At 47.2% G+C, this 24,119-nt stretch carries 17 protein-coding genes; 7 read left to right on the plus strand and 10 right to left on the minus strand.

The genetic code is table 11. The features are described 5' to 3' along the window. Window positions 1-198: 198 nt before the first annotated feature. Window positions 199-1,041 (plus strand): IS5 family transposase, encoded by an 843-nt coding sequence (locus QUA36_RS20545; protein ID WP_333458914.1) that lies wholly within the window; start codon window positions 199-201, stop codon window positions 1,039-1,041. Between the two features lie 85 nt (window positions 1,042-1,126). On the opposite strand, the gene QUA36_RS20550 is transcribed toward QUA36_RS20545, so the two are convergent. Beyond that, window positions 1,127-3,649 carry an EAL domain-containing protein gene (locus QUA36_RS20550; protein ID WP_333455802.1) on the minus strand — a complete coding sequence of 841 codons (2,523 nt, stop codon included), beginning with the start codon at window positions 3,647-3,649 and terminating at the stop codon, window positions 1,127-1,129. A gap of 302 nt (window positions 3,650-3,951) precedes the next feature. Between QUA36_RS20550 and dapB the strand changes: the two genes are divergently transcribed. Beyond that, on the plus strand, window positions 3,952-4,779 hold the full coding sequence (dapB, locus tag QUA36_RS20555) for a 4-hydroxy-tetrahydrodipicolinate reductase (RefSeq protein ID WP_333458915.1): 828 nt from the start codon (window positions 3,952-3,954) through the stop codon (window positions 4,777-4,779). 207 nt (window positions 4,780-4,986) lie between these two features. Beyond that, complete coding sequence (locus QUA36_RS20560) at window positions 4,987-5,697, plus strand: phosphate ABC transporter permease (RefSeq protein WP_333458916.1); 711 nt, start codon at window positions 4,987-4,989, stop codon at window positions 5,695-5,697. Between the two features lie 294 nt (window positions 5,698-5,991). On the opposite strand, the gene QUA36_RS20565 is transcribed toward QUA36_RS20560, so the two are convergent. The 4 genes from QUA36_RS20565 to QUA36_RS20580 all read right to left on the minus strand — a co-directional run bounded on the left by QUA36_RS20565 (window position 5,992) and on the right by QUA36_RS20580 (window position 15,320). Beyond that, on the minus strand, window positions 5,992-6,615 hold the full coding sequence (locus QUA36_RS20565) for a precorrin-8X methylmutase (protein ID WP_015179019.1): 624 nt from the start codon (window positions 6,613-6,615) through the stop codon (window positions 5,992-5,994). 142 nt (window positions 6,616-6,757) lie between these two features. Next, entirely contained in the window at window positions 6,758-7,564 is an 807-nt protein-coding gene (locus QUA36_RS20570) for a TPM domain-containing protein (protein ID WP_333163285.1), read from the minus strand. Between the two features lie 269 nt (window positions 7,565-7,833). After that, complete coding sequence (locus QUA36_RS20575) at window positions 7,834-13,305, minus strand: WD40 domain-containing protein (protein WP_333458917.1); 5,472 nt, start codon at window positions 13,303-13,305, stop codon at window positions 7,834-7,836. A 683-nt stretch (window positions 13,306-13,988) separates the two neighbouring features. Next, window positions 13,989-15,320, minus strand: coding sequence for an ATP-binding protein (locus QUA36_RS20580; RefSeq protein ID WP_333163289.1), 1,332 nt, complete (start codon window positions 15,318-15,320; stop codon window positions 13,989-13,991). A 338-nt stretch (window positions 15,321-15,658) separates the two neighbouring features. Here QUA36_RS20580 and QUA36_RS20585 point away from each other — a divergent pair, with 338 nt between their 5' ends. Together QUA36_RS20585 and ftsZ are read left to right on the plus strand one after the other, a co-directional pair. Continuing rightward, window positions 15,659-16,561, plus strand: a complete 903-nt coding sequence (locus tag QUA36_RS20585) for an FtsQ-type POTRA domain-containing protein (RefSeq protein WP_333458918.1) — start codon at window positions 15,659-15,661, stop codon at window positions 16,559-16,561. A gap of 335 nt (window positions 16,562-16,896) precedes the next feature. Beyond that, window positions 16,897-18,171 carry a cell division protein FtsZ gene (gene ftsZ / locus QUA36_RS20590; protein ID WP_333163293.1) on the plus strand — a complete coding sequence of 425 codons (1,275 nt, stop codon included), beginning with the start codon at window positions 16,897-16,899 and terminating at the stop codon, window positions 18,169-18,171. A gap of 176 nt (window positions 18,172-18,347) precedes the next feature. Here ftsZ and QUA36_RS20595 read toward each other — a convergent pair whose 3' ends face one another. After that, window positions 18,348-19,127, minus strand: coding sequence for an MBL fold metallo-hydrolase (locus QUA36_RS20595; RefSeq protein WP_333458919.1), 780 nt, complete (start codon window positions 19,125-19,127; stop codon window positions 18,348-18,350). A 152-nt stretch (window positions 19,128-19,279) separates the two neighbouring features. Between QUA36_RS20595 and thiD the strand changes: the two genes are divergently transcribed. Continuing rightward, a complete protein-coding gene (gene thiD / locus QUA36_RS20600) occupies window positions 19,280-20,089 on the plus strand; it encodes a bifunctional hydroxymethylpyrimidine kinase/phosphomethylpyrimidine kinase (RefSeq protein WP_333458920.1) in 810 nt (269 codons plus the stop codon). 75 nt (window positions 20,090-20,164) lie between these two features. Here the strand turns inward: thiD and dndE are convergent, their stop codons facing one another. The 3 genes from dndE to dndD all read right to left on the minus strand — a co-directional run bounded on the left by dndE (window position 20,165) and on the right by dndD (window position 23,239). Further along, on the minus strand, window positions 20,165-20,566 hold the full coding sequence (gene dndE / locus QUA36_RS20605; RefSeq protein WP_190660605.1) for a DNA sulfur modification protein DndE: 402 nt from the start codon (window positions 20,564-20,566) through the stop codon (window positions 20,165-20,167). Window positions 20,567-20,647: 81 nt separating this feature from the next. After that, window positions 20,648-21,037 (minus strand): GxxExxY protein, encoded by a 390-nt coding sequence (locus QUA36_RS20610; protein WP_333040677.1) that lies wholly within the window; start codon window positions 21,035-21,037, stop codon window positions 20,648-20,650. Between the two features lie 204 nt (window positions 21,038-21,241). Beyond that, entirely contained in the window at window positions 21,242-23,239 is a 1,998-nt protein-coding gene (gene dndD, locus QUA36_RS20615) for a DNA sulfur modification protein DndD (protein WP_333458921.1), read from the minus strand. A gap of 11 nt (window positions 23,240-23,250) precedes the next feature. Here dndD and QUA36_RS20620 point away from each other — a divergent pair, with 11 nt between their 5' ends. Beyond that, window positions 23,251-23,430 (plus strand): hypothetical protein, encoded by a 180-nt coding sequence (locus tag QUA36_RS20620; RefSeq protein ID WP_333369840.1) that lies wholly within the window; start codon window positions 23,251-23,253, stop codon window positions 23,428-23,430. A gap of 75 nt (window positions 23,431-23,505) precedes the next feature. Here QUA36_RS20620 and QUA36_RS20625 read toward each other — a convergent pair whose 3' ends face one another. Next, window positions 23,506-24,069 (minus strand): GxxExxY protein, encoded by a 564-nt coding sequence (locus QUA36_RS20625; protein ID WP_333458922.1) that lies wholly within the window; start codon window positions 24,067-24,069, stop codon window positions 23,506-23,508. Window positions 24,070-24,119: the final 50 nt, after the last annotated feature.

Here is a 24,119-nt window from a genome sequence, read left to right on the forward strand (position 1 = left end):
AGACTCCCATCCAAATTGCCAACACGATTCAACATATCTATAATCTCATTCTATAGTCTTCTAGCGGGAAGGGAGTATAATGGAAAGTTTTGCTTTACTGGATTGAATCCCAACTCTTAACTTATTTTTACTCTTGCCTTGCTAGAAACAGGATAAGATACTAGAAACTTATATTGGTTGTTGCACAATCAATAAATCATGAAAAATCAATCTTATCTAAATTTGACATCTCATCAATTTAAACGTAGATTTGGTGTCAAAATTGAAACTTTAAAAGTAATGGTTAAAGCCTTGGAAGAATTCAGGTCAGAAAATCATAAAGACAGAAGAGGGCGTGGGACTATCCTAACTCTTGAAGAACAGATCTTAGTTGCATTGGAATATTGGCGAGAATATCGAACATATTTTCATATTGCGACAAATTGGGGAGTATCTGAATCAACCCGAAGCCGAATTGTAATTGACATCGAATCAACTTTAATGAAAACTGGAAAATTCCGTCTTCCTGGGAAAAAAGCATTACTCAAAAACTCTGATTATCCAGCAGTCGTGGCGATCGATGTCACAGAAACAGCTATTGAACGACCCAAAAAAAAACAGAAGAAATATTATTCAGGCAAGAAGAAATGTCATACCCTCAAAACTCAATTGGTCATTAATCAAGAGACAGGAGCAATTATTTGCACTGCTTTTGGACAAGGACATTGCCACGATTTTAGCTTGTTTAAAAAAAGTAAAATCCATTTTCATCCCGAAACAGATAGCTTACAAGATAGTGGGTATCAAGGCATAAAAGATTATCATTCCAATAGTTATATTCCTAGAAAGAAACCTAAAAATGGGGAACTTTCTCTCTTAGAAAAAGACTACAATCGAGCTCTAGCACAAGAAAGAATTGTTATTGAACACGTTAACCGGAGTCTGAAAATTTTTAAAATCTTGTCGAGTCGTTATCGGAATCGTCGCCGCCGTTATGGTCTGCGTTGTAATTTGTTATCAGCAATTTATAATTATGAGTTAGCTCTAGGGGGATTAAATTGAAAACTTTCTATTATAGCATAGATTTTTTTTGCAAGAGGTCTAATATGGATTCGCTTCCTCCACCATCTCCTTAAATAACTAATGACTACCACTGCGGCTCAGAAGCCATCAAAGCAGTCGCAGCCTCACTCGGTAACGGCTTAGCAAAAAAATAACCCTGACCGTATTCGCAGCCGATCGCCCTCAACCTAGCTAATTGTGCCGCCGTCTCCACACCCTCAGCAATCACATCCATACCCAAAGCGTGAGCCAGCGCCACAATCGTCCGCACGATCGCCACATTCTCCCCCTCGCTTTCGATCTCCATTCGCCCCACAAACGACTTATCAACCTTCAAAGTATCCGTAGGAAACCGACTCAAATAACTCAACGACGAATAACCAGTGCCAAAATCATCAATTCCCAACTTGACATTTAACCCTTTCATCTGCTTCAAAACCGCGATCGCCGACTCCACATCATCCATCACCACACTCTCAGTAATCTCCAACTTCAAACTCTCGGCACTCAAACCCGTTGTTTGCAAAATCACCTGAATGCGATCGACCAAATCCGGCTGAGCAAACTGCTTCCCAGATAAATTTACACTCATAATCAAAGCTCGATCGAAACCAAACATTTCCTCCCACAGCCGCAACTGCCGGCAAGCCTCCTCCAGCACCCACTCACCCAGCGGCACAATTGCCCCCGTTTCCTCAGCCACCGGAATAAACTTCACCGGTGGAATCAAACCCCGCAGCGGGTGTTGCCAGCGTACCAAAGCCTCAAACCCAATAATCCTCCCGCTTGCCAAAGATACAAACGGCTGGTAGTGCAGTAAAAACTCCCGACGCTTGAGGGCCATCCGCAAATCCGTCTCCAACTGCAACCTCTCCACCGCCAAAGCGTGCATCGAAGCATTAAACACCTGATACCTTCCCGTTCCCAAAGCCTTCGCCCGGTACATCGCCGTGTGGGCGTCCCGCAGCAAGTGTTCCGGCTGTTCCCTGACAGTAGCAGCGGGTTCGCCCCCCAGGGCAATCCCGATGCTCGCAGTCACAAACACCTCCTGCCCCTTCAACTCAAAAGGTACAATTAAAGCTTGGTGAATTCGAGTGGCCAAATCCACGGCACTTTCAACATCAACATTCCTCACCAAAATCGCAAAATCATCACCCCCCACCCGCGCCACAGTATCCCCGGAGCCAATAATCGCCCTCAACCGCAGCACCACCGCCATCAGCAGTTCATCCCCCACCAAATGACCCAAAGAATCATTAATCACCTTAAACCTGTCTAAATCTAGAAACAGTACCGCAAACTGATAGCTGCGCCGGCCCCTAGTATTGGCGATCGCCTGCCCCAAGCAATCCACGAACAAATCCCTGTTGGGCAAACCCGTTAGAGAATCGTGAAAAGCATCGTAAAGCTTCCTGTAAGCACTGACACCCAAACCAGTCACCACCAAACCCAAAGTCGGCGACACTAACGGTACCCACCCACCCCCAATAAAAATCCCATAAGTAATCCCCAACAAACCCATCAATCCCGCACCCCCAGCCAATCCCGCCCTCGCAGGATGCTGAATCCGCCAAGCCAAAACCCCGCCAACCATCGCCCAAGAACCGTTCCACAAAATTTCCGCCCATTCCGGCCACACCCAAAACAGCGATCGTCCATCCAAAACCGCACTCAATATTTGGCTGAGCATTTGCGCGTGCAGCAACACCCCCGGCATTTTCGGACTTTGCTTTTTAACCGGGCTGTAAGGCGTCAAAAACAAATCTCTGGTACTCGGTGCCGTCGTCCCGATCAACACAATCTTGTCCTTAACCCAGCTTGGGTCAATTTCTCCCTTCAATACCTGCCTGATACTGACTTGTCGCGCCACCTCCTTACCAGAACGGTATTTGAGCAGAATTTGGTAGCCTTTGGCGTCGAGATTTGCATAGCCGCCACTGTCAGAAGTTAAAGGCACAAATTCTGCCTTTCCCCAGTTGATTTGGTGGGGATGAACAGCGCTATTTTTCTGCTGTACTCTGTCTTTGAGATACAGCAAAGCCACTTGCAAAGAAAACGATAATGCAATCTTTTTGTCTGGTTGCGAGACTGAGAGCAAATTGCGGCGTACAACGCCATCAGGATCGAGCACGAAGTCGTTAAAACCAACTCGATCGGGCGGTATCCCCGGAGGCGCAGGCACTCCCGGACTTTCTGAATCGCTCAATTGGTTGATCGCCACCACATTCGGTGCTTTCAGCCCGGCCAGCAATTTTTCGTGTCCCGGCGCTTGAGGCAAATCCCGGTACAAATCCAAACCGATGACTTTTGGCTGATACTTTTGCAATTTTGCCAAGGTTTGAGCGATCGCACCGTCGGAAATCGGAAATCTCCCCAAAGCTTGAATATCGGCCTCCGAAATTCCCACTACCAGCAGTCGCGGATCGGGCCCCGAATCTGGCTGCAAGCGCACTAACGAATCAAAACTCGCCAATTCCAAGCTTTGCAGGCCTCCCAACTCCCGAACTCCCATATTCAGCAGCGTTACAGTCGCGCCCGCAAGCATTGCAGGCAAAATCCTGACCCGTCGGTTTTGAGAACTCAGGTTGAGGCTAGTTGCCACAGACATGACATATCGAAGATTTCGAGAAAATTTGGCAGTCACAGAAAAAATATGTCGGTGCAAATTAGCTTTGCACAAGTCTGTTCTTACAGAATTGAGCTTAATATGAGATTGATTGTAATTTTTTCAGAACTTGTGCCACAACCGAGTTTCTTTAAGCTAATTACTCGATTTGGCCAAGTATTTCTCGAATGGGAACCGGGTTTTTGAAGATTTGCCGACAAATCCTGTCTTTCATTCCTTGTTTCCCCAAATTCGCACAAGCGTTAAAATTTAGTCGATCGAACTTTCAGGATATTTTTGAGATTATGGCGAATCAACTTCCGATTCCGGTGATTGTTAACGGTGCTGCAGGCAAAATGGGCCGCGAAGTAATTAAGGCGATCGCCCATGCTAGTGACCTGACCTTATTTGGGGCTGTAGACCGCTCTCCTGAGTGCCTCAACGCCGATGCCGGCGAATTAGCCGGATGCGGCCCGTTAGAAGTTCCCATCACTGACGACTTGCAAGGAATGCTGGTATTAGCAGCTCAGGAAAAGCAGTTAGGGGTGATGGTAGATTTTACGCACCCTTCGTCAGTTTATGAAAACGTGCGATCGGCGATAGCTTACGGCATTCGCCCGGTAGTCGGCACTACGGGATTGAGCAGCAAGCAAATTGAAAAATTAGCTGAATTCGCTGATAAAGCTAGCACTGGGTGTTTGATAATACCCAATTTCTCGATCGGCATGGTTTTGCTCCAACAAGCCGCCGTCACGGCATCTCAGTATTTTGAACACGTAGAAATTATCGAGCTGCACCACAATCAAAAAGCCGACGCCCCCAGCGGTACGGCAATTCAAACTGCCCAAATGTTAGCAGAAATGGGAAAAACTTTCAATCCGCCAGAAGTTGAGGAAACCGAAAAATTAGCCGGAGCTCGAGGTTCTGTGGCGGATGAAGGGATTCGCATTCACAGCATCCGTTTACCCGGTTTAATTGCCCACCAAGAGGTAATTTTTGGCGGCGCCGGTCAAGTTTATACTTTACGACACGATACGAGCGATCGAGCTTGTTATATGCCAGGAGTCTTGCTGTCTATACGCAAAGTCATTGAACTGCGATCGCTCGTTTACGGCCTGGAAAAGATATTGTAGTCATTAGCCATTAGTCATTAGTCATTAGTCATTAGTCAACAGTCAACAGTCAACAGTCAACAGTCATTGGTAATATGGAATTAATCTAACTTCTGACTTCTAACTTCTGATTTATGACTTCAACATCAATCCGTTAAAACCCTTATATAATCCGCTGCCAAACAGACATCCGTTGTATCAGTTACAAAATCTGTTGCCCAACTTCCTATGCTAATTCCCTTAACCCGCCAAACCTTTCAAGAACTAATTCCCGCCGTCGCCACGGGAGTCCAATACAAATATTGCTGGGGGAAACCGCCCGATTTCTTGAGGAGAATGTTAATCTCTGCGGTTATCGTAATTCTCGTGCTGGTTGTCTACAGCTTCGTCGGTTCCGATATCGGGCCGCTAGTTTTAATCACCGGATTGATAGCTGGTTTGTACTGGCTGTGGGGGCCGATTTTGTGGGCGAGTTTGCGGAATGCAGAATGCCGCAAATATCAATACTGCGGTTTTTGGCAAGGACGAGTTTTGGATATTTACATCACAGATGAAGTCACAAGTCAAGAAGAAACAGTCAATCAAAAAGGACAACTCGTAATAATTGACAACCTAGAACCGCGCATCAACTTAGAAGTTGGCGACAAAACCGGATTTACCACTACACTTCGAGTTCCCTTGCGGAAAGAACACCAAGGAATTGTCCCCGGCCAAGCTGCTTTAATGTTAATCATGTCAAATCAAGAAGATTTAGGCAGAATTGCCAAAGTTTCAGATATTTATATTCCCAGCCGTGACGTGTGGGTGAGCGACTATCCTTATCTGCGTAGGGATTTGTTTGTCGAGATGAGCCAGCAAATTAAAAAAGGTAGGAAAAAAGACCGAGAGCGAGATAATGACAATAGAAGCACAAAAAGGCGATCGTCCGCTGATTATTAATCTGGGACTTATGCACGGGTGCGTGGGCAGAAACCGGGTTTTTGGGAGATACTTGGTTGTAGTCGCAAATTAAGGTGAAAAACCCGGTTTCTCGGAGCTCATATCAATTCCGATAATAACGGAATGAGAAGCGAGGAGACGGCAGTGCCGTTTCCCTATCGAAAATAATATTGTAGGGAAACGGCACTGCCGTCTCCTAATTTTGGCTAATAATTCCGATGCAACCGGAAATGATCTCACAGATAGAATGACTACTGACTAATAACTAATGACTAATGACTGCTGACTTCTCGATCAACTGTTCCCCTCCTGGCCGTAAGCTTGCCAAGCCAAATCCACCAGCCCGTTAACAATAGCCACAGCTACCACCGCAGAACCCTTGCGGCCCTCAATCCGAATGTGAGGAATCATCGAATCATGCAGCCGCGACTTAGCCACGTCAACCCCCACAAACCCAGAAGGCGTCCCAATTACCAAAGCCGGTCGAATTTCCTCAGATTCAATCAAATCTACGATCGCCGACAAAGCAGTTTGAGCCTGGCCCACCACAAAAATCCCTTCAGGATAGCGTCTTGCCAAAGTTTCAATCCCCCAAGCCGCCCGCGTCCTTTCCTTTTGGGGGCGCGTCAAAGCCTCCATCGAACAGTAAACCGGATTCGCAAACGTACTTTGGATCAAGGGCGTAATGCCCACCTGCACCATTGGCACATCTACCACGATCGTAGTCCGGGCAGCCAAAGCAGCCGCCCCAGCCTGCAAAGCCTGATCGGAAAAACTAATTAAAGACTTGTACTCAAAATCAGCAGTCGCATAAATCACGCGGCGGACTATTTCGTACTCCGCCGCTGAAAAACCGTGGTCGCCAATTTCGTTATCGATTAATCCCAGACTCTGGGCATCGCTTACGTGCCATTCCATTTGTTGGATAGCTGTCGCCTGTGAGTTGTCAGGTATCAGCTTACCAGCTTTTAGTCATTTGTTGACTGTTGACTGTTGACTGTTGACTGTTGACTGGCAACTGCCAACTGGCAACTGCCAACTGACAACTGCCAACAAATGACTAAGTTTCCGACGACGACGAAGATTTGCCCAACACCGGAGTCAGGAATGCCACCAAAACTCCGATCGCAAAACCGGACACATTCCGAACCACAGGCAACCAGTCAGAAGTCCGAGTCACCACCGGCCCAAGTCCGAAAGCGAAAAACAGAATGCCCCACAGCGGCGAAAAAATCAGAGCCCACTGCCAAGCCACAACCTGTCCCGGCTTCCGAGGCTGAGCCGCAAACCCGCAGATGACGCCGCCAACCACCGACGTAATTAACGTCAGAACCCACTGTTCCCTCGGCAAACCGGGAACCACGCGGCATCCGCCTTGACGCAAACAGCCTTCTATAGACTCCAAAGATTCAATAATCGCTCGATCTTCGCCATTGTCCCGCACAAAAAATTGATTACCGTAGCGGGTTTGCAGTTCCACCCAAAAAGTGCGTGGCAGCAGGGGATACAGCGAGTCGCCCACATTAAAATTGAGCAAATTGCCCCCTCGGGGGTCAGCAACTAATAACACACTCTTGTCATCTAGCCCCCAATAGCTTTTGACAGCCAAACCGGGCGTGCGATCGTACTGAGTCAGCACTCGCAATTTCCAGCCGGTTTCGGCTTCAAATGCCTTTAAATTTTTTGCCAAATTTTCTTCTTCAATATCCGTAAGCGCTTTAGCTAAGTCAATGATCGGCGTCTGAGTTGACGGCAACAAATCGGGATTATTGAAAGCGTGGGCCGCAGGTGCGATCGTCCACACGGACAAAGCCAGAAAAAATGCGGCAACAGAGGCTAGAAATTTTCGCGGGAAAAGCTGTGACATAGGAACTTATAATCCGGGTCTTAATTGTGAATGCTAGCTGGCGGTCTTAACCAAAGGATAAGAGAAAACTCATTTTTCTTTACAATTATTTACTTTACAGGAAGCCGAGAGCAAGGGGAAAGAAAAAATAGTTTTTGAGAAAGGGGGAGGCGGAGGGGGTGGAGGGAGAGAGGGGGAAGGGGGGAGGAATTAGCGATCAAGCTCCTCAAGGGGGTGAGTAACATCTAAAATCGACTGAATCCCCCAATCTAAAATCTAAAATCGAAAGTCTAAAATCGATTTGGTTTTGCCCCAACCCCCTCACAGAGACGCCGATCGCGATCGCTCACATTAGGATTAGTTCTCAGATAATCCCCCACCCAGTCACAGCCCCTCACCAGCAAATCGTCAAGATCCAAATTCCACAAAATCACCCGATTATCCCGGCCCGCAGAAGCGAGAACCTTCCCATCCGGGCTAAAATTCACACTCATCACGCTATCCTTGTGACCCGTCAAAGTTTTCAGCAAAGTCCCGCTGCGGCTCCACAGTTTCACCTTATGATCGTAACTGCCCGAAGCAACCAACAAACCATCCGGGCTAAAAGCAACGCTAGTCACGCTGTCGCTAGAACCCTTCAGCAGCGTCGCCACCAAAGTCCCATCTACCTTCCACAATTTCACCGAATTGTCGTAACCAGCCGAAGCCAGCATTTTGCCATCAGGGCTAAAAGCAACCCCCAACACAAAACTGTTGTGAGCTCCTTCAAAAGTTCTTAGCAAACGACCGTCGCGATTCCAGAGTTTGAGAGTACCATCATCGCTTGCAGAAGCCAGCATCGAGCCGTCGGGACTGAAAGTCACCCCAGTCACCCAGCCTGTGTGTCCCGTCAAAGTCTTAATCAACCTGCCGTTTCTAGTCCAGAGTTTCACAGTCTTATCCTTGCTAGCCGAAGCCAGAACCTCGCTGTCGGGGCTAAAACTCACGCTCATCACGCTGTCGGCGTGGCCGTCGAGAGTGAACAGCACAGAAGGCGAACACGGGAATAGCGGAGCCGAAGGACAAGGGAGAATATTATTCATGCCATCTTCTCTCAAACTCCATACCTTCACCGTTTTGTCGTAACTCCCAGAAGCAAGTAGCTGGCCGTCGGGGCTGAAACTGACGCTGGCGACTCTCTGAGTGTGTCCTTCCAAGGTTTCCAGCAAAACCCCCGTGCGGCTCCAGAGTTTGATAGTGTTGTCCGTAGAAGCAGAAGCCAGCCTTTGGCCGTCGGGGCTAAAAGTAACGCCTTGCACCCGGTTTTGGTGTCCGTCGAGAGTTTTGAGCGGCACGTCATCGAGTCGCCACAGCCTGATAGTTTTGTCAAAACTTGCCGAAGCCAAGGTTTTGCCTTCCGGGCTAAAACTCACCTGAGTAACTCGATCGGCGTGTCCCTCAAAAGTTCTCAGTAGGCGACTCTCTGGTTTAATGTTGCTAGCATCGGTTGGGCGTTTGTCGCCAACACCAGCAAGACTCCAGAGTTTGACAGTCCCGTCTGCACTTCCAGAAGCAAGTGTTTGACCGTCGGGAGAGAAACTGACACCAAATACCCACTTGCTGTGTCCCCGCAAAGTTGTTAGCAGTTCACCTTTTTTGGCTTGTGTGGAATTTTCTGTTGGTGGGCGTTTGAGTGCAGCGATGCTCCAGATTTTCACCGTTTTATCTTCACCCGCACTGGCGATCATTTCACCATCGGGGGAAAAACTGACGGTGTAAATTTTCGAGGGTTGTCTGTTTTCGCTGTGCCATAAATTAGCGATTAACCGGCCGTCAGAACTCCACAGTTTCACAGTACCGTCATCGCTCGCCACAGCAATTATTTTGCCGTCGCGGCTGAAGCTTAGCCAATTTACGGGAGCAAATTGTTCGATCGTTCGCAGCAGCGTGCCGTCGGTTTTCCAAAGTTTGATAGTTTTATCTGTAGATCCACTGGCGATCGTTTGACCGTCAGAACTAAAAGCAACGCTGGTAACGCTATTAGTATGACCTTTGAAAGTAGCTAACAAACTGCCGTCAGTTTGCCAAATTTTGACAGTTTTATCTAAACTTGCCGAGGCTATGGTTTTGTTGTCGGGACTGAACGCGACACAGGAGACGCTGTTAGTGTGGTCTTTGAAAGTTGCCAACAAACTGCCGTCGCGCCGCCAAAGTTTGACGGTTTTATCTACACTGGAAGAAGCTATTGTTTCGCCGTCTGGACTGAAGCTAAGGCCCCAAACTACATCGCCGTGTCCTTCCAAGCGGTTGCGTTCTTTGACTCCATAAACTGCCTGCTGGAGCGCGGCAGAAATCAGAATTTCGGTATCTTTGAGAGTATACATTTGTTGGGAGTGTTCGATCTGTTTCCACTTTTTACCAGCTCTCAAACTTTCCATCATGGCGTCAAATTTGTTGTTTGAGAAATAAAGTGCTTCAGAAGCTGCTGTCAGGGTACTGATTTCAGCTCGCTGAGTTTGAGCGACAGCTAGCTGTTTTTGACCAACTGCCCGCCACCAAAAATTTACGGCGGCGATGGTGGAACTGGTTAGCAGCATGACGCCGATCACTGCTACTCCCAGCAGTTGTTTGAGAAAAGTATTGGCTCGGTAGAGCTGTGCTTGACTCATTTTTTTGTCTGCTTCTGCTTTGTGGAGTCTGGCTTCTAAGCCGAATCTTTGGCGGATTGGTCGCACTAAATAGTCGTGTACCAATTGATAGCGGTCTTCGGGCGCTTCCCGTAGCAGAAATAGCAAACCGTGACCAACTAAAATGTCTAAAATTAAGTCGAGGTTGTCGGTTTTCTTTTGTCGGCTTTCAGGGTCTTTTGCGAACTGTCGCTGTAGGGAAATTCTGTTTCTGCTGGCCGATAATTCAGTTTCCCGGGCATCGGCTGGCTGCGGGCCTGTAACTAACGAGAGTTCGTGTTTGGTTTTTATCAGGCGAACGCCTCTTTCATCTGTCAAGGAAAACAAGATTTTCCAAGCTGCGTCTTCGTTAACCAGGCCACAGTCAGAGATAACTCTTTCGAGCGATCGTTTCACTAATTCCGCTTTAGGATTGTCCCCCAATTGCTGGTATTGTGCTAGACTGGTAATACCTTCTTCTTGCAGTTGCGCTCCTACTACCTGCAATTCGATTGGTCGCACTTCTTGCAGTTCGTCTGCTAAATCTTCTACGAAAGCATCGATCAGTGCTGGCTCTAAATAAAATTCCGCCCGTTCGGTTAAGTGTCCGATGACAGCCCGCGCGTCTTTGATAGAAAAACTCCGCAGTTGGTAGCGGATACTTTTGTCGAGAATATTATTATTAATAGCATCAAGATTTGGGAAGCGATCGCAATCTAGTAAGTAGTGCAAATAATCTTCGCGCAAGCACAGAATTATCTTGACATAAGGCAAGTTCAAAAACAACCGTAAAAAATTATAAAAAAGTTGTCTTTGTGCCACAGAAGTCGAAACAAAGAAAAACTCTTCAAATTGATCGAAAATCAGCACAGTCAACAAATTATTTGTGGCATTCTCGCGCAACTGCTCTATAATAAAAGAAGAGACTTCCGAGCTGCGAGCAGGAATAACCGAGCAACTTCTTTTGTGGATTTCCTGTACTCCTTTCGAGATTAATTTACTTTCCTCTTCGGCTTGTTTGTCGTACAGTGCGCTGTTCAAAGCATTTTCTAACTCCACCAGCCAGTCGGTGTAAACTTTGACTACTACGGGCAATGTATCCCGCGCGCCCGGAGTAATATTTTTCAAAGCTGGTACTAAGCCGGCATTGACTAGAGAACTTTTCCCGACTCCGCTGGGCCCGTGAATAATAGTTAATTTATGGTCGTCCCTGCTAATTCTTTCTAGCAAGCTATTGATATCTGTTTGGCGCGAGTAAGCTGTCATGGACGCTGCGATGGCAGCTTGATTTTGAGCTGAGGGGCCTGAAGGATTGACCGCTTGGCGCTGCTGCTGCAATTGGCTGGCTCCGATAAAAGCTCTAAATCCGTATTGATATTCGATCGACCGCTGGGTTTTTTTAATCCGAAACGCTTTAAGATACTCTCCCTGCTCGAAATAAACCGCTTGCAGTTCCGTCAAAATATCGATGTAAAGTCGGGGGTCGTACTTCGGCTCGCTTTGAGATTGAGCCAACTCCAAAGAATGAACCGCCGCTTCCCACTGCCCTAGCTGTCGCAAACTTCGCGCTAAAAGTAAAAGATACGAACTCCTGTCGGATTTAGGATGTTGGATTTTAGATTTGGGTTCGTTACTTGACTCGTTAGTACCCAGAAATTCTGGATAATTTCCCTCAAACCCCAATCTCAAATCTTCAATCAGCAATCTCAAATCATTAGGCGTTTGATCCAAAATCGCCAAAGCCAACTCGGCTAGCTGGCGGGCTTGACTCCACCTCGACTGTTGCAGGGCAACTTCAGCCAAAAAGCCGTAATCTTGAGCTAGTTGGCTGGGAGTACCGTAAGTGAAGTGCAACTGCAAAGAATTTTCAGCTAATGCTTGCAACTCTCCCCAAGCTTTCAGGCGCTGCAGCACTTCTCCGAGGTGTGCTGTCACCTCAGCTACCAATTCCGGGCGTGAGGCAAGGGAGAAAGCATTTCTAGATTGTTCCAGGCTAATCCAAGCTTCTTCCCAGTGCTGGCGGTTGGCTACCGGGTTTCTGGCTGCTTGCAAGCGGTGACACAGGGCTATGTGAAACAGCACTATGCCTTCTCTCTCTAAAAATAAAATTTTGGGGACAGGCTTCGACAAGGAGGAGAAGGTTTCTGGGTTTTCGGAATGTTCCAAGTTTGCCAGTTCCCAGTTGCCAGTTTTCTGCTGCCAAAATACTAAACTTTCTTGGTAGTGAATTAAGGCAGTTTCGGTTTGGTCGCTGACATAGTAATCTCGACCGAGAACGAATTGCAGGCTGGCTTTGAGGGCGGGTTCTAATTCTTCACCGCGATTTTGTAAATCTCTTAAAGCTAATTCTAGTTCTCGGCGTGGCAAAGAGCCGATCGCCAAATCGAAGGTATTGCCCGGACTCAACGGCGAATACGAGTGGACATCTGATTGTCCTCGGTTTTGGGGTTGAGATTTAAAAGTTAGAAAGCGTTCTCCCGGGATAATTTCGCGCTCCAGGCCGCGTTTTTCGCAGGGGGTTTCGCAGGTCTCACAATTAGCGAGGGTGCTGACGTTGCTGCTGGCGAGTTCTTGATTGAGTTCGCCTATTTTAAATATAGTATCTGCCCGCTTAGCGAGGAAATTAATTAATTCGTCAACGCCCATTTCAAATTTAATTGTGGCGGCAGCCCAACTTTTGAAATCCGGGGCCAGACGAATCATTTTGGTCACGATGTCATCTGTTACCCACAAAATGACTGGGCAAGAAAAATTTTTGCGAAATTCGTCTCGTACTTGATTGGTAGAAGCCATCAGTTCGTCGATCGCTACTACTGTTTCTAAACCGAATACCATCAAAGCCGAGGTGGCACCGACAAGCGAGTACCCCTCCTGGAAAGTGCTTGCCTGCAGAGTAGTATAAAGGGTTTTGACTGAAGCTGGCAGGACGATATCTTGAATTGGAACTGGGGACACTTCTCGCAACCGCTGCGCTATTTGCTGTCGCAACTGCTCGTAGTTGCAGCGCACCAAAATTAGCGAGAATTGGTGTTGAGACATTGTGATGGATCTGACCAGAGTTTTGAGCGATCGCTCGTTGTAGTTGGCAGTTTCTTGTACCTTAATTAGATCGGTCATGCGTGCACCTCTTTTGCATTAATCAATTACCGAACGCTCGCCAATCGTGAGTGAAAGCGTCTCTACTTAGACATCACCGTCTCTGTCGGGCGCTTTATCTCTGTATAAATACGTAGTTTTCCGTACTTGTCCTATCAATACTTACATAGTTATTAGAGCCAATGTAAAGATATCATACCTCTCAATCTCAGAGAATGCTAGACTTGCGAATAAAAATTTAAGGTTGTCTTAGATTTTTTGATTCAGCTATATATAAAGGACTACAGATCATAAATAGCCAACCGCTAAATCTATGCTCATCGCGACTACTAGCTATTAGTAAACAACTTCGATATATCTGTAGCAGGCATTTAGCACAACAGCAACAAAAAATGTCGTCCGGGATGGGATTATGTGAAATTAAGAGCAACAGGTAAAAACAGACATAGGGGGTCTGACATTGCAGATATGAGAGTTGAGAGTGACCAACGTCCTTAGTGGCGGCAAAGTTTTACACGACAATAACATTCACCGCCTATAGCCAGCATTCAACAGAAATTAGCCAGTGGCAAAAACCACTGACTGATTTATGTATTGGATGGTAAAATTTCGGAGTTGTGAGCGAGGAATTTTCAGTTAAATACTTTCTAAGTCCCTCGTGGTTAAGGGTTATTAGAGTCGCGAAGCTATCTCAAAAATCCCAACTATTTTGCTTCAGTGCGCTGCAGCCACTCCTTATATTTTCTGGTTTCGGCTAGGGCTGGATTAATCCCAAACCAACGACCTTCTTGATCGCGGTATTCAAAGACAAACATACTTCGCAACAAGATTTGAGACTCTTCTTCGCCGGTTACACTTTGTCGGTTGACGACTTGAAACAGCAATTCCCATTCCATGTCATTGATGGCTCCCAAAAGGTCATCGCGATATTCTTGAATGACGCTTTCGAGGCATTCGCGAGAGAAGGGAGGGTCTTCGTGCTGCAAACAGCTATACAAAAGCATCAGTAGATTGCGAACGTGACCGCCACTAATCCGACAAAGCCGGTCTAAAGTTTCGGGAGAGTCAAACACCTGGGAAATCAAATCAATGCGTTGATGGGGAGAAACTGCGGGGAAAGCTCTAGCTAATACTAGCTGGCGCAGCAGTGCCATTCCTTCAATGTGGTCGTCGCCCGATCGCACTTGCACTGGTACCATCGGCATCACCTTGGGCTTGACTCCAAATCGACTGGCGAGGCGGCCGAAGTCGTTGGAAAAAATCAAAGTCAGGGGAATCGTGTAGACGACATGGCAACTGAGTTTTTTCAACTGTTCGCCGCGGTCTAAAAACAAGTATTCTGGCTGGGTGCGTCCGCTGGGTTTGAGGGAGGCATCGAGGCGATCGAGGTTGTCAACGATGACTGCGAGTCCTTTTTTGCCTTGGTGCTTTAGTTCAGCGTTAGCTTTGTTGAGGAGTTCTTCGTTGATGGACTGCAAGATGCTGTTGGTGCGGGGTTCGAGATATTGCCTAAGTTGCGATCGCAGTTTGGGAGAGTCTTTAGTTTTAGCAGTAACTCTAGCAATGCCTATAGATAACTCGGCTTCCGCTGACAAATCTATGGGAGTCTGCAAAAACTCTGCCACTTCTGCAAACAGATTTGTAAAATAGCTCGGTCTGAGTTTGATTCTAGCGGATTCCATAGTTTCGCTGACTTGGCGCGCAATGCTCAGCAAAATATCGCTGATATCTACATCACCCATGTCTAAGTCTTGGGAAGACTCGAAGTAGACGACGCAAAAACCCTCTTGCTCTAACTCAGCTTTCAGTCGAAACAATTCCGTAGATTTGCCACAGCCGATATGTCCTGTAAATAGTTGACAGGTTGGCTCGTTGGGGGAGATGCGGGTAATGGTTCGCTGTAAAGATTCAATGATTTTACCGCCACGCACGGAACCAAAATCAATGTAGTATTGATAATCCCCTGGGTCTCCCGCAACAAGGGTCTTGCTGGGGTTGCAGGCTTTATAGAATCTGTCTAATTCGAGTGCGATCACAATTGAAGCCGAATAAAAGTTAAAAAAGTTAATCGAAAGTCTAAACTTTCTTTGCCTGAGTTTAGTTTGATTTGTAACCTTTTGCACTGTGGGGTAATGCCCTAAATACCCAAAGAACCTTGAGCTGGTAAGGGGTTTTCCCGGCGCGGGAATTGGGAATTCTTAATTAAAATTTTTTAATTACCTAGCGGACTCAGTGATATTACTGATCTTGACCGGAGTCTGGGTAAATTTGCGGGGATCTGGTTAAATGGTAGGGGAAAACAGGGATCAAGAGACAGAGATTAAACAGTTTTGAATTTGTGCTAATCCTTAATTACTATATTGTCAAGACGTAGATGGCTAGTTTTGGAGCGGTTTCTCAAACAGAGTTAGGGCGCAGGCGCCAAAAGTTGCGGCAGCAGAGACGCGCTCGATTGGCGGCTGTTGTGTGGCAAATGCTGGCAGCTAGCGCAATGGCTGGGGGTTTGCTGTGGTGGATTGCTCAGCCGGCTTGGTTAATTGCCCGATCGGAACAAGTGAAGGTGGAGGGCAATCAGTGGCTATCGGATAAGGCGGTGCGGTCTTTGGTGCCGCTGTCTTACCCGCAGTCATTGTGGGGGATTCAACCGCAGGCCCTGGCCGAAAAGCTGGAGTCAACGGGGCCCATCGCCAAAGCGAAGGTGACTCGTAACTTGTTTCCGCCGAGTTTGACTATAGAAGTGGCAGAACGCCTGCCGGTGGCCGTGGCGCAGCCGACGGCGGTGTTGAGATCGAACAGTGAGAAGGAAAAAGTGGGGTGGCTGGATGCTCGCGGAGGTTGGATGCCGTCGGATAGTTATACTGCTGTACGATCGCAGAATAGTTCGATCAGGCCCGGCAGCATTCCGGGAACGCAGCCTCAGCGTTCTTTGCCCACTTTAAAAGTCATCGGGCCTTTGGAACAGTATCGCGCCTCTTGGCAGAAGTTTTACCAAGGACTCAGCGGCTTGACGGTGAAAGTGTTTGAGATTAATTGGCAAAACCCGAACAACTTGATCTTGAAAACAGAGATCGGTACCGTACACTTAGGGCCCTACAGTTCCAAGACTGCGGAGCAACTTAAGGTTTTAGACCGAATGCGACAATTGCCAAAACAGCTAGATTCAAGCAAAATAGCCTACATTGACTTGAAAAATCCTGCTTCGCCGATCGTCCATTTGCCAGAACTCCCCCCCAGTTTGGAGAGTTCCACTCCCGCACCCACTCGCGCCCAGAATTGATTTTCTGTCAACAGAAGCTAGAAGGTATCGATCGATAGGCAGAATTGTTGCCCACCAGGATCGATACGCAGGGCTTCAAATCAGCACAGTTTTTGGATAGCGCTCCGCGTCTGGGGCTAGTATCCATTTTTTTTCCTTCTGCCTTGCTTACAATTGCCTTAATCCGGTCAAGTACCTGGAGGGCGTCAAGCGAGGTCTGGGCTAGCGAGGCCGGCAAAATCCGAGATTGCTAACATTAAGCATCGATCAGTGTTAGTTTTTCACGCAACTTAGCCTATAGTTGATTGTGAATTGGCGTTTAGTTAAAAAGCTGTAATCTACTATCCCCGACTCTAATGAAGCTTAATAATAGACAGGGGTCTGACCAAGACAGTCCCCCTTCGGAAGAAGTAAAAAATTTTCCGGTGGCTGCAGATTCCGCCAATCCCTTTAGACGCAAGTCTGGTTATGTAAATGTAGATAGTATTGATATCGATCCTATGGTCAATCCCAAAGACATAATGCCCAGCAGTGCTGCCAAAATCAAAGTAATTGGCGTCGGCGGCGGTGGGGGCAACGCCGTTAACCGGATGATTGCCAGCGAGGTTTCTGGTGTCGAGTTTTGGTGTGTGAATACAGATTCCCAAGCTCTGGTTCTCTCAAATGCTCCGAAACGCTTGCAAGTCGGACAGAAGTTGACGCGCGGTTTGGGGGCAGGGGGCAATCCGGCGATTGGTCAAAAGGCTGCGGAGGAATCTCGCGACGAGGTTGCTAATGCTCTGAATCATGCGGATTTGGTATTTATCACAGCCGGCATGGGCGGCGGTACGGGTACGGGCGCGGCTCCGATTGTGGCTGAGGTGGCTAAGGAAATGGGCGCCTTGACTGTCGGCATAGTGACGCGGCCTTTTACGTTTGAGGGACGGCGACGCACCAGCCAAGCTGAGGAAGGAATCGCGGCTTTGCAAACGCGCGTGGATACGCTGATCGTAATTCCTAACGACAAGCTGCTGTCTGTGATTTCGGAACAAATGCCGGTACAAGAGGCTTTTCGAGTTGCTGATGATATCCTGCGCCAAGGGGTTCAGGGTATTTCTGACATTATTACTATTCCCGGTTTGGTGAATGTTGACTTTGCTGACGTGCGGGCAGTAATGGCTGATGCGGGTTCGGCTTTGATGGGCATCGGTGTGGGTTCTGGCAAGTCGCGGGCTAGGGAGGCTGCGATGCAGGCTATTTCTTCGCCTCTGCTGGAAGCTTCGTCTATTGAGGGCGCTAGAGGTGTGGTGTTTAACATCACTGGCGGTACTGACATGACGCTGCACGAGGTGAATGCGGCGGCTGAGACGATTTACGAGGTTGTCGATCCGAATGCCAATATTATTTTTGGAGCGGTGATTGACGAGCGGCTTCAGGGCGAAATTAAGATTACTGTGATCGCTACTGGTTTTTCGGGAGAAATTCCGGCGCCTCCGACTCCGGGGCGGACGCAAAATGTTAATGCTCCTTGGCGGGCTGCAACTGCGCCGACAACTCCTGCTCAACAGACGCCTGATCCGAAAGCGAAACCGCCGCAGGATTTGGGATTGGATATTCCTGAGTTTTTGCGTAACCGTCGCCCACCAAGATGATTTTAGATTTTAGATTTTAGATTGGGGATTTTGGGATTTTAGATTGGGGATTTTGGATTTTAGATTGGGGATTTGGCATTGAATCTCCAATCTCCCATCTAAAAAATCGAAAATATCGAGCATCTAAAATCTAAAATCTAAAAAATCTAAAATCTAAAATCTAAAATCTAAAAAATCTAAAATCTAAAATCTAAAATTTCCAGGGTTTGGCCTGGTTCGGGTTCGAGGAGTTGGGTGGAGAGGCCGGATTTTGCTAGTAAATCGCGAAATTCGGGAATGCTGCCGATCGATCGCACTAACATTGGTAAAATGCCTGTGGCTCGGATGTCTCCCGTCGCTGTAGGCAGAAAAAACCGAGGTTTCAGTGTTTGGGCGAGGCGGAGGGCTTCCGAAGGGCCTATGATGACTTGTCCGAGGAATGGGAAGATTTGACCGATGACTGGGGCGATCGCTACGTCTACTGTGTCTATTTTCTGTTTAACTTTGTCTAATGGTGGCAGGTGCGGTTCGTAATAAAGTGTCTCGCCACTGCTTAAATCTTTGAGCAAATAGCCGTTTTCTTCCTGTCCCGGCTGGATTTCGGCTCCGGGTACGGCGGTAATTTGTAACTTTTCTTTAAAATTTAACTCTTGCCAATTTGCTAAAGATGTGATATGGGTGTAGCCTAAACTGCTGAGGACTTTGGCAGCGGTGGGTGAGGCGATCGCGGGAATTGTGCGATCGAGCTGTTCGAGTGTTGGTCTGTGACAGTGGTCGTCTAATCCTTGGGAAATCAGGATGAGGTCGATCGGCGGTAAGGTGCTGGGAGTGAAGGTGACGGGGGTGTTGTGGTAGGCGGTGAACAGCCAGGGTTGACCGTAAAATACGAGGGGATCGACCAGCCAGGGATCGACGAGGATGGTTTGGCCGGCGATGTGGAAGATCCAAGAGTTGAGGTCGATTCGGGTGATTTTCACAGTTGTTTGCAATAATTCTTTACATTTGTTTTAATCATAGCTAATTTTGTTTGGGAATTTTAACCGCAGATGAGGGCGGATGAGCGCTGATGAACGCGGATAAGATGGGATTTGTCTGGAGAAAATTGGCGTTTATCTGCGGTTGAAATAAGATGATTAAATCGAAGATTCCTGTGGCTTTGACTGTGGCTGGTTCTGATAGCGGTGGCGGGGCCGGAATTCAGGCGGATTTGCGGACTTTTGCGTTTCACTGCGTGCACGGTACGAGTGCTTTGACTTGCGTGACGGCTCAAAATACTTTGGGGGTGATGCGAGTTGATGCTTTGTCTGCGGAGGCTGTGGCGGCTCAAATTGAGGCGGTGGTTGGGGATATTGGGGTGCAGGCTGTGAAAACTGGGATGCTGCTGAATCGGGAAATTATGGTGGCGGTGGCTTCACAGGTGGAAGCTTTGGGAATAGGGAATTTGGTTGTCGATCCGGTGATGGTTTCACGATCGGGCGATCGATTGATTGATGAGGGGGCGATCGCATTTTTGCGGGATGTTTTGATTCCAATGGCTGCTGTCGTGACTCCGAATCGGTTTGAGGCTCAGATTTTGAGCGGTTTGGAGATTGTTTCTCTAGACGATATGCGATCGGCGGCGCAGCAGATTTACCGTTTGGGCGCAAAAGCTGTTTTGGTGAAGGGCGGCGGGATGAAGGGGGATTTGCGGGGAATTGATGTTTGGTTTGATGGTACGCGGTTGGATGTGTTGAAGACTGAGACTGTTGATACTGGGAATACTCACGGGACTGGTTGTACTTTGAGTGCTGCGATCGCCGCTAATTTAGCATTAGGTAAGGATTTATTTACAGCGGTGACATTGGCTAAGGATTATGTGACTACTGCTCTAAAATATGCTTTGGATATTGGGGAAGGTCAAGGCCCAGTAGGGCATTTTTTTCCCCTGTTACTCAAGTAGGAAGTTATTTGTTACTTGTTATTTGTTTGGGGCTGCTTAACAGTCAACAGCCAAAAGTCAACAGTCAACAAACCGTTAATTTCTTAATTTTTCAGGCGATAAAGCGATCGCCACCAAGTCTTCGATTTTCTTAATATTCGGATCGCCGGCCAAATAACCAATCCCTCGGTGCAAGTGCAGGCGAAACTGTTTGGCTAGAGTTTCTTTTTCTGTGCCTAAATTATCTTGGTGACAGCGCTGCTTGAGGGCAATTATCAGGATATCAGCCATGTCGCCGCCGAAGACATCCCAGCTTAATTCGACGTTGCTGTCGCTGGGAATTGGTACTGGCGATGGGATGCTGGGTTCGGCGAGCGATCGGCAAAATCCCCACCTGCATAGAATATTCCACTGATCGATTTTGGTCGATCGTTTCAGTTTTGATAGTTGGTCTTTTCCTGTTTGGGAGAGGCGGATGCGATCGACTGGTGGTTCCATAGGTTGATAATTTTTTAACCGCAGATGAGGGCAGATGAACACGGATGAACGCAGATAATAGCATGAGATTGTATCTGCGGTTTAGAAATTATTGACTATTCGTTGAATTTCTACTTTAGGGTTGCCGAAGTTGATGAGCAAGCAGACGGTTAGTTTGGTAGCTTTTATGACATTTAGACACTGTGCCATTTCTCTTTCCCCCAGTGATTTGATAGCTTTGAGTTCTACAAGCACGGATCTTTCCACCAACACATCTGGTACGAATTTCCCAACGATTATATCTTCATAATGGACATAAATGACAAACTGAGGTTCAACCAACATCCCTGTTTTGCGAAGTTCATAAACCAAAGAATTCTGATAAACTTGCTCCAAAAATCCACAACCTAAAGTATTTCCTACCTTAAAAGCACAACCAATAATTTTTTCCGTAATCCCATTCAATTCCAATCTGCGTTCATCCGTGTTCATCTGCCCTCATCTGCGGTTTAAAACATCCCACATCCAAAACTCTACCAAAAATCCCCATGCCATTCAATTCCAATCTGCGTTCATCCGTGTTCATCTGCCCTCATCTGCGGTTAAAAACATCCCACATCCAAAACTCTACCAAAAATCCCCATGCCATCCAATCCAATCTGCGTTCATCCGTGTTCATCTGCCCTCATCTGCGGTTCATTCCCAGAAGTAACCTTTTTCGACGGTGGTTTGGTGTTTGGCCGAGTCGTATTTGAGGAGGTAGCTGTGGGCGATCGCCTCTAATTCTTGGAGTTTTTCGTATTCTACTTGGCGAATTTCCGTGTCGGTAGAAAGCAGGATGACTTGGTGGCTGGCTGAGGGGAAATAGCGTTCCACTAGGTTGTTTCTGTGGGAGGAGTCGAGGCGGCCCAAGGGAGTGTCGATCGCCACTGGCAATTGTCTCCCGGATACTCTAGCCAATCCCCACAAAAAGGCGATCGCCAGCAATTGTTTTTCCCCGGCTGAAAGTCGGTGTTTGGGTACCGGTTTGCCTTCTGGATCGTAAATGGAGAGGCTAAATGTTTGAGTGTCGATCGCAACTCTGTGCACGAGGTCGGTTTTGTGCAATAGGTAGCGGAAACAGTCGGTAATTTCTATTTCGAGTTTGTTGAGTTTTTTGAGAGTTAGTTTTTCTTTAAAGAGTTTCAGGGTAGCTTGGGCTTTGGCGATGGAGGCGATGACGTGTTGGCTGTTTCTGATCGTGATGTATTCGCTGCTGTAGTTTTCTAGTTCTTTTTGGTTTTTGGCTAATTCTCTCTCTAATTCATCGACGCGGCGGTTGGTTGATTCGCAGGCGGCGGCTGCGATAGCGACTGCTTTTTGGGCTTTCCTGACTTCTTCTTCTAGTTTTTCGTAGGCTTCGGGGGAAGCTGCGGCTGCGAGTTGTCTGTCTGTAAAGTCGATTTCTGCTTCGATGCTTTTGATTTCTTCTATTTGTTCGCGGGCTAGAATTTGCTGGGCTTTGATTTGGTAGCTAAGGAGGTTTTCTAGTTGCTGGATGCTGTTGTTATCGGCGTTCATCCAGGGCGGAACGTCTGTTCCCGCTTGCTGTTCGAGTTCTTGGTTTTCTTGGCGGATGAAGTCTTGAATTTTATCTAGCTGTTGGGGATTTAATGAGATTTCCGCGATATAGTTGAGGAGGCGATCGCTTCTTTGTTTGATAACATTTTGGGCAATCTTTGCTTGCTGCTGGCTGGCTTCTGTTTCTGCTTGAATTTTTGCTTCACTTAGCAAGGGCGAAATTAGGGCGAGTGGTAGCGTATTTGATGCCAATTCCATCATGGCTTGCCGGGTTTTGTCTGCCTGATTTCTGTAGTCGTTTAGCTTGCTGTCTAGCTGACTGCGATCGGCGGCAATCTTTCCGCCTTCATAAATAAACTTTTCTGAGGCTTGTTTCTGATTTTTTTGAGCTTTATCTAATTCGTTTTTAAAGCTGGCTTGTTCTTGCTTAGCTAACTCTATTTCATCAGTAATTTTCTTAAAAGTTTGTTCGATTTTCTCTAAAGCAGCCAAGTCTTTTTTACCAGCAATTTCTTTCCGCTTGCGGCCGGCTAATATTTCTAAATCGACGGCGAGGCGTTCTGCTAATTCTAAACCTAAAAGAGATTTAATCGCCCCGACAACGAACTCTGGCGGTGTTTCGAGTTCGGCGAGTTCTTTTACTTGTTCGCCGTCAAACAGAAATAGGTTGGATATTCCGACGGGCAAAAGGGTTTCGATGTATTCGTCCCAAGTGTTAGTAATTGCTTTGTCCGACCACCAATCGCTGACAATCTCGCTGTATATGAGAATGCTTAAGGTGTCTTTGATATCTAATTTTTTCCAGTATCTAACTATTTTGAATTGAGTTAATTTGTCGTCTTGAACTTGTTCAAATGTTAGTTCGACGCGGGTATCTTCTAATGGGGGTGTGTGGCGGTTGACGCATTGATTGAGAAAGTCGCTGTAGCTTAAATTGCCTCTGGTGGAACATTGGGCGCGGCCACCGTAGAGGGCGAGGCGAATGGCGTCCATGAGGGTGGTTTTGCCGCCGCCATTCATGCCGCCAAATAAAATGACTGGGCAGGGATTTCCGTCTTTTTCGGGGCGGAGATTGATGGTTTGGGTGCCTGCATAGGGGCCGAAGTTTTTGAGGACGAGTTCGAGGAATTGCATTGTAGATGTAGATGTTGTTGGTTGGTGGGGGGGCGGTTAGCAGCGGATTTTGTAGCGGATTTAACGGATGGGTGGTTGGTGGGCGGCGGTTATTGGCAAGGGATTTGGTAGCGGATGTAACGGATGGGTGGTTGGTGGGGTGGTGGTTAGCAGCGGATGTAACGGATGGGTGGTTGGTGGGCGGCGATTAGCAGCGGATTTGGTAATCACCCACTAATCATCCGTTACATCCGTTACAAAATCCGTTGCTAACCGTCCCCCCCTTGCTACCAATCAATCACATCGGTTGAATCTTCCTCTTGGTTCCGGGGTCTAATGCTGGGAGGTAAGGGGAGTTCCGCATCTGTTTCTTCATAGGTTCCTGAACTTCCTCTTGTCCAACCCCTGCCACTTGTTTTGGGCGTCCACAAGTATGGTTGAATGTGTTTCTGCCAACCTTGTACAGATTTTGGTGGGAGGATGCGGTGATATTCTAATTTGCTGCGTCCAAAGTTTATAAATAAACCTACTTGCGCTCCTGTAGCTGCTACGTAAGCTATTATTTGAGCTTTATCTTTATCGGTCATTGGATAATTTACGGCTTTATCCTCTACTACAATACCTTCATTCACCCAATGGTCTAGATAAAGGATTCCCATCCAAACTTCACCGTCGTAAATTTGTCTGGGATACTCCATTTCTGTTGTTAAACCGGATTCTATCATTTCAGCATCAAAGGCTCTTTGGTAATGTTTTTCTCTTAAACCTTTTTGCGTCCTCCGGTGTACTCTCATTGCACAGCCGATGATGCTGTATGTAATATCCTGATGGGGAATATTAGGATTAATCATGGTCGTAAAAATTTTGTAATTTAAACGATGAGGGTTGGGTAATAATGAGG

This window comes from Microcoleus sp. Pol10D4 (genome assembly GCF_036701555.1).
Lineage (GTDB): Bacteria > Cyanobacteriota > Cyanobacteriia > Cyanobacteriales > Microcoleaceae > Microcoleus.